The following is a 6282-nucleotide window of genomic DNA, read 5'->3' on the forward strand; positions in this document are numbered from 1 at the left end:
CCCCCAACCCCTCCCGAGAGGGGAGATCTACGGTTTACTCATGCAATCGGAGGGCTTACTAAATCTTCGATCCTAACCTCTCCTATCGAGGGGAAGCAAAGCGAGTTAACCCTCATGATTTCTGTGGTGGAGTACTAATGCGATCGAGAACTTCATACATCTATAAATATGGAATTAAAATACGTTCTTAGATGGATTCAATTATTCTGGCTTCTCCCATTTTCGATCGCCTGTTCGACACAGCCACCTGCCTCGGAAATCGAACCTTCGATCGAAAATACGACGGAAAATGCCACTCTCCAAATTTCTCCCACACCTGCCATTTCTCCTGTCACTCAAATGAGCGTCACCAATGCCAGTCCCGGCTGGAATCGCAACCTCACCGTCGATGATGTGGCTTACGATCTCTATCTACCTCCGGGGTATGGCAGTAATGAAGACGATGATTTTCCTTGTCTGCTGGTACTTCCCGGCTGGGACTTTTCCCGATCGAGTTGGGTGGAAAATTCATCCCTGGTGGAATACGCCGATCGCTACGGGTACGCTTTGATAATGCCCGAAATGGGGCAAACCCTCTACGAAAGTGCCTACTACCCGGAAACCGAACTGCGATGGAACGCGGTTCCCGGCGGCGAGTTCGTCCGCGAACGGCTGATTCCGACGATGCAGGCGCGACACAATTTACTCCGTTCGGGACAGCATAATACGCTGCTGGGACTATCTACCGGAGGGCGCGGCGTGGCGTTGGTGGCATTGGAAAATCCCGGTTTGTTTGTTGCCGGGGCAAGCGTATCGGGGGATTTCAGCCAGGAAAATACCCCAGACGATCGCCTGATGACGGCAGTTTACGGGTCGTTTGCCGAATATCCCGATCGCTGGACGGGACGGGACAACCCCCAAAGTCGAGTCGAGGAATGGCAAATGCCCCTCTATCTTGCCCACGGAACCGCCGACGATATCGTACCGGAATCCCAAAGTCAGTTATTTTATCAAGCCCTAGTGAAAACCCACGGCGATCGCATCCCAATACGCTACGAAGCCATTGAAGGGGCAGGACATGACTACGCATTTTGGGGCGGACAACTTGATGAAATCTTTGAGTTTATCGATCGCGATCGTCGATCGTAGGGGCATATTGTAGGGGCGCGCGCATTTGGACGATTTCTCATGAGTCCAACCAAAAATTTGCAGATCCAAATGCTATGGCATTCTCCTTCAAAGACGCTACGCGAACGGCATGGCTATAGCGCTATCGCGCATGGCTTCGCTATCGCTAACACTAACGCCCTCTTCAGCACGTTCAGCCTACTGTCTCCCCTGCCCCCATCCCCTTTCTGAATTCCGAATTCCGCGCTTCCGAATTCTCCCCTCTCCGTTTTCTGTCAAAATTGAGGATGAACGAATATCCAAAGAGTGCCATGTCTACTCCCACCTCCGATACCCTAGAATCCCAAGTTGAAGACCTCAGCGGTGCCGCGGCCCTCGATGCCGATCGCTATCAGAAAAAGATGCAACGTCGTAAAGAGGTGCAAGACCAGCGATTAGCCCAACGCGATGTTGAAAAAGGCTTGATTATCGTTAATACGGGGAACGGGAAAGGGAAGACGACAGCGGCCCTGGGAATGGTGCTGCGATCGCTCGGTCACGGCTACCGGGTGGCGATCGTCCAGTTCATCAAAGGCGCGTGGGAACCCGCAGAGAAAGCCGTATTCGATCGCTGGCCCGAACAGATCGAGTTTCTCGCCATGGGGGAAGGCTTCACCTGGGAAACCCAAGATCGCGATCGGGATATCGCCAAAGCCCGAGAAGCCTGGGAAAAAGGGTTAGAATTTATTCGCAACCCCGAATTCAAGCTGGTATTGCTCGATGAAGTGAACGTGGCGCTCAAACTCGGTTACCTGCAAGCCGACGAGATTCTCGCCGGACTCGATGACAAGCCTGCCGACTCCCACGTTATCTTAACCGGGCGCGGCGCACCGGCCGAATTAATCGAACGGGCGGATTTGGTGACGGAAATGACACTCGTCAAACATCCTTTCCGGGAACAGGGAGTCAAAGCGCAGCCGGGTATTGAATTTTAGCGATTGCTGTTTTCTTCGATCGCGTCGGCGATCGCCACCGACTTCTTCTCTAAATTATGCCTGTTTACTCACGTTCGAGAAAAGCCACGCGATCGGCATCCTGGTTTGAAAAAGTGATGGCCCTGCTGGCGGCGGCAAATTTGGGTTTGGTGCTGTTCGATCTGAGCTATATTCCGTATCGAGATTTGTACGTTCGTTGTTTTTATATTCGAGAGGTTTGCCTTCGGTTTCCTAAAGGGTTTCATAAAACTTACGACAGGCTTAAAGGTATCGAACCCCATCGAGATACTCAGGGATACCTGCAAACTGTCGATCGACTCAAAGCTCAAGTCAGGCAAACGGGATTAGACTCTCGGGAAGTGGACCCGATTCTGGCCGATTTGCGCCAGATGAGTCGGGAAAAGATCGATGATAATCCCTTCGCGCGGGCAAATAAAATTGGGGCGCTAGAAAAAATTAAAAATTTGATTCGCGTCCGGATCTTTGACGATCGAGGTACGTCTTCTAAAGATGCGTTCGCTCGATTTTGGACTCGGTCTTATTTAACGCAAAATAGTTGGCAAGAGGAAATCGGATTTTTCGATCGGCAAATTCGTCCGTTGATGGAAACTAACTACTTCCGACACTATGGCGAAACGGGCGAACTGATTAATAAGTTTTGGTGGTTCGATCTCTATTTTAATATTATATTTTTCCTAGAATTTCTAGCTCGAACCTGGTTTATCTCGCGGCGAAATATTGGCGTGAAGTGGTTTCCCGATGCGATGCTGTGGCGTTGGTACGATGTCTTTCTCTTTCTACCCTTTTCGATTCCCTTACCGCTATTTACCCCCTTTTGGTCGCTGTTGCGGGTGATTCCCGTTGCCATTCGACTCGATCGAACAAACTTGTTAAATCTAGACTCTGTTTGGCAGCAAATCAACCGAGGGGTCGTCGCTAATTTTGCCGAAGCGCTAACAGAAATGGTGGTGATTCGGATTATCGACCAAATTCAGTATGCAATTCAAAACGATCTACCGAAATGGCTAGATACCAGCGAACGTCGCGACTACATCGATTTAAATAATGTCAACGAAGTCGAAGCACTTTCGACTCGATTTGTCAACTTAAGCGTTTACGAAGTCTGGCCGAAAATTCAACCGGATATTGAAGCACTCCTACACCATAATATTACTAAAAATTTAAAGAGCATTCCCATCTATCAAGGATTAGAAAACATTCCTGGACTGAGCAATGTTCCCGATGAAATTGTCAAACAATTGGTTTCGCAAATGACCCAAACTGTTTACGAAACCTTAACGGCAACCCTCAAGGACCCCGTCGGCGCACAACTTACCAATCAATTAATCGAACATTTTAGCGAGTCTTTCGCTGGTGAAGTTCAAAAGCCCAAGAATATTTCTGATATTCAAGGTTTAGTTTTTGACTTCTTAGAAGAGTTTAAAATTAATTACGTTAAACGGATGGAAGAAGAAGATTTCGAGCGAATTTTGGCTGAAACTCAACGTCTCAATCAAATTGTCAAGCGGTAAAGGTTTCTCTGTAAGTATTCAGCCACACCAGCAAATCGTCGAACCCACCCCCGACCCCTCCGATGGAGGGGAGTAGAAGATGAATATTTCTAATATTTCTTCCCAACTTCAGGCGATAATTCCCCTCTGCGGTTGGGGTTAGGAGTGGGTTCGATCTCAAATAACTTCAACCTGAATACTTACGTTTTTCTAAATAAAGATTCAGATAAGCCTGAATCTTTAACAAAAAGCATTAAAAATTATAGCTATCTACAATCCATTGAAAAATTCCCAGTAACTTTTCAAGTTCGTTGATATAATATCTTCGATCGTCTACAAGAATACAGCTTTTTTCTAGCTTGAGAAACTGCCAATCTTCCCCCGTTGTTACGCAACCATAGATCGCCGCAATTTCACTTCCTTCTAACTCGTTAAATCGTTGCGCGCCCAACATTTGGGCAATACACTGACCCAACCCACCTTTTATGTCGCTTTTCTTCGCTTCTACCAAAGAAATAATCGGCGGTTGCATCGTTAAAGAAACGGGACCTTTCGACAAAATAAAATCGCATTCCCCTTTCAATCCTCGCGCATCGTCCACATCTAAACTTTCTCCCGAATATATCGAGATTTTACTTGAATTATGTCGTTCTAGTTCAATTAAAATAGGAGCAATAATAAATTCCGATCGCGCTTTCTCGCTGGATGAAGATAGCGCCAACTTGAGGCTATAGCTAAGAGTTTCCTGTATCCAATGACTTGGCTCTAAAGGTGCAACATCACCGAATAGGGACACAGACTTTTCGGTAAGTCCAAAGACTTTCTTGACTCGATTTAAAGAAAAATCACTGTATGCCATTAAATTGCCATCTTTGACGTTACTAGATTAGCCATCAGCGTTGGAATTGGAACTTCCACTAACTTCCTTCCCCGCCCTAGACTTTCCCTTCCTTTCTCTTCTTCTTCTAACTTTGTGTCCTTCGTGCCTTTGTGGTTTATTCAAATTGTTTTTTGATGTAAGCCAGCATCAAGATAAAGTCTTCTCGCAAATCCCATCAATCGCCCTTGAGTACCCAAAAAATGCGATCGCTGCGGTTCATTTCGACTACAGTAAAAATCGGGGTGGGTCAAAATTGAGATATTAAAAGCCACAATATCAGAAAAGATGGGAACTCTAAATTTCAAGTTTGCGATCGTCAGCGATCTTCATATCGCCCTACCCCACACCATCTGGAACCACCCCAAACGCTTTCATTTGGTGGAAGTGGGCATCCCCGCCCTAGAATTAATCTTAGAACGGTTGAGCGGGCTGGATTTAGATTTTCTCCTACTTCCGGGGGATTTGACGCAGCACGGAGAACCGGAAAATCACGCCTGGCTGGGCAAACGATTGGCACAACTGCCGTACCCCACCTACACCATTCCCGGCAATCACGATGTCCCCAGTCTGCTGGCGAACGACACCTCCATCGCCTGGGCGGATTTTCCCCACTACTACCACCACTGCGGTTACGAGAACCCGGAAAAACTCTACTACACTCGCGAAATTCTGCCGGGGGTCAGGTTAATCGCCCTCAATTCCAACCAATTTGATGAAGCGGGGAAACAGCAGGGATGCTTGGACGAAGAACAGTTCGGGTGGCTAGAAACGGTACTAGCTGAGGCGGAAGAAGAACTGCTGCTAGTAATGGTTCATCACAACGTTATCGAACACGTTCCCGGTCAATCTCGCAGTCCTATGGGTCGTCGGTATATGCTTGACAATGCCCCTCGGCTGTTGTCGATGTTGCGATCGGCGCGGGTGCAGTTGGTGTTTACCGGACACCTCCATGCCCAAGATATCGCTTACGATCGCGGCATTTACGATATTACCACCGGGTCTCTGGTGAGCTACCCCCACCCCTATCGCGTTCTCGAATTTCGGACGGACTCTGGGGGACAAAGTTGGTTGCAAATCGAGTCGGGACGAGTGGAATCGCTGCCGGATTGGCCCGAGTTGAACCAGGTTTCGCGGGAGTGGATGGGCGATCGCAGCCACCCGTTTATGATGCGATTGTTGACGGAAGCGCCATTAAATTTATCTCTTGAAGAAGCCGAACCCCTCGTTCCGAGTTTGCGATATTTTTGGGCAAATATTGCCAATGGGGACGCGCAATTCGAGTTTCCCCATTTTCCCCCCACAGCGCGTCGATTCATCGAGTCTTTTAGTGCCACCGATGGCGAGGGAAATCTCGCGGCGATCGATAATCACGTCACGTTGAAGTTGTCTCGACAACCTTCTCGTATAAAATCTAAAATTTAGTCGTTTCGTAGGCGTAATCCCTCCGTTGTTACCCTTTGCCCTTACCGCTGTGGTTACCCCTTGCCGCCGCGATCGACCGACAGGGGTTATACCGAACGGGGTAGGCACAGGGGCACTACCCCTACCGTTTTCTTTCCTCGACTGACACTCATCCATTCCCCATTCCCTGTTCCCTATTCCCCATTTTCCGTGTCTGAAGAACGATCGCCAACCCTCGATTTAAATGGAGACTACATCGAACATCTCCACCTGCTGTCTAGCGATGAAGCGGGATGGGACGGTTTGCACCTAATTTACGAACGAGAACCGGCTGGGGAAATGCCGGGAGGGAATTTGGGTCTACATCTGCTAACGATTTGCCTGGGAGAATTCCATGCCAGCTATGAGG

The 6282-nt window shown here is 48.4% G+C and carries 6 protein-coding genes; 5 read left to right on the forward strand and 1 reads right to left on the reverse strand.

Annotated features, from left to right (window positions below; genetic code table 11):
* Positions 1-168 precede the first annotated feature (168 nt).
* The 3 genes from IQ235_RS15850 (at position 169) to IQ235_RS15860 (ending at position 3613) form a co-directional block, all read left to right on the forward strand.
* Positions 169-1128: an alpha/beta hydrolase-fold protein gene (locus IQ235_RS15850; protein ID WP_264322410.1), complete on the forward strand. Its 960-nt coding sequence runs from the start codon at positions 169-171 to the stop codon at positions 1126-1128.
* A gap of 290 nt (positions 1129-1418) precedes the next feature.
* Positions 1419-2081 (forward strand): cob(I)yrinic acid a,c-diamide adenosyltransferase, encoded by a 663-nt coding sequence (cobO, locus tag IQ235_RS15855; RefSeq protein WP_264322411.1) that lies wholly within the window; start codon positions 1419-1421, stop codon positions 2079-2081.
* A gap of 56 nt (positions 2082-2137) precedes the next feature.
* A complete protein-coding gene (locus IQ235_RS15860; RefSeq protein WP_264322412.1) occupies positions 2138-3613 on the forward strand; it encodes a hypothetical protein in 1476 nt (491 codons plus the stop codon).
* A gap of 232 nt (positions 3614-3845) precedes the next feature.
* Here the strand turns inward: IQ235_RS15860 and IQ235_RS15865 are convergent, their stop codons facing one another.
* Entirely contained in the window at positions 3846-4451 is a 606-nt protein-coding gene (locus IQ235_RS15865; protein WP_264322413.1) for a hypothetical protein, read from the reverse strand.
* 306 nt (positions 4452-4757) lie between these two features.
* Between IQ235_RS15865 and IQ235_RS15870 the strand changes: the two genes are divergently transcribed.
* Positions 4758-5894 carry a metallophosphoesterase family protein gene (locus tag IQ235_RS15870; RefSeq protein WP_264322414.1) on the forward strand — a complete coding sequence of 379 codons (1137 nt, stop codon included), beginning with the start codon at positions 4758-4760 and terminating at the stop codon, positions 5892-5894.
* A 189-nt stretch (positions 5895-6083) separates the two neighbouring features.
* A partial coding sequence (locus tag IQ235_RS15875) for a hypothetical protein (RefSeq protein WP_405196688.1) occupies positions 6084-6282 on the forward strand: 199 nt, incomplete at its 3' end.

It is taken from the genome of Zarconia navalis LEGE 11467 (assembly GCF_015207075.1).
Classification (GTDB): domain Bacteria; phylum Cyanobacteriota; class Cyanobacteriia; order Cyanobacteriales; family Geitlerinemataceae; genus Zarconia; species Zarconia navalis.

Excerpts from the sequence above, each read along its gene's own strand:
- IQ235_RS15850 (WP_264322410.1), top strand. The coding sequence starts at position 169 with ATGGAATTAAAATACGTTCTTAGATGGATTCAATTATTCTGGCTTCTC.
- cobO (WP_264322411.1), top strand. The coding sequence starts at position 1,419 with ATGTCTACTCCCACCTCCGATACCCTAGAATCCCAAGTTGAAGACCTC.
- IQ235_RS15860 (WP_264322412.1), top strand. The coding sequence starts at position 2,138 with ATGCCTGTTTACTCACGTTCGAGAAAAGCCACGCGATCGGCATCCTGG.
- IQ235_RS15865 (WP_264322413.1), bottom strand. The coding sequence starts at position 4,451 with ATGGCATACAGTGATTTTTCTTTAAATCGAGTCAAGAAAGTCTTTGGA.
- IQ235_RS15870 (WP_264322414.1), top strand. The coding sequence starts at position 4,758 with ATGGGAACTCTAAATTTCAAGTTTGCGATCGTCAGCGATCTTCATATC.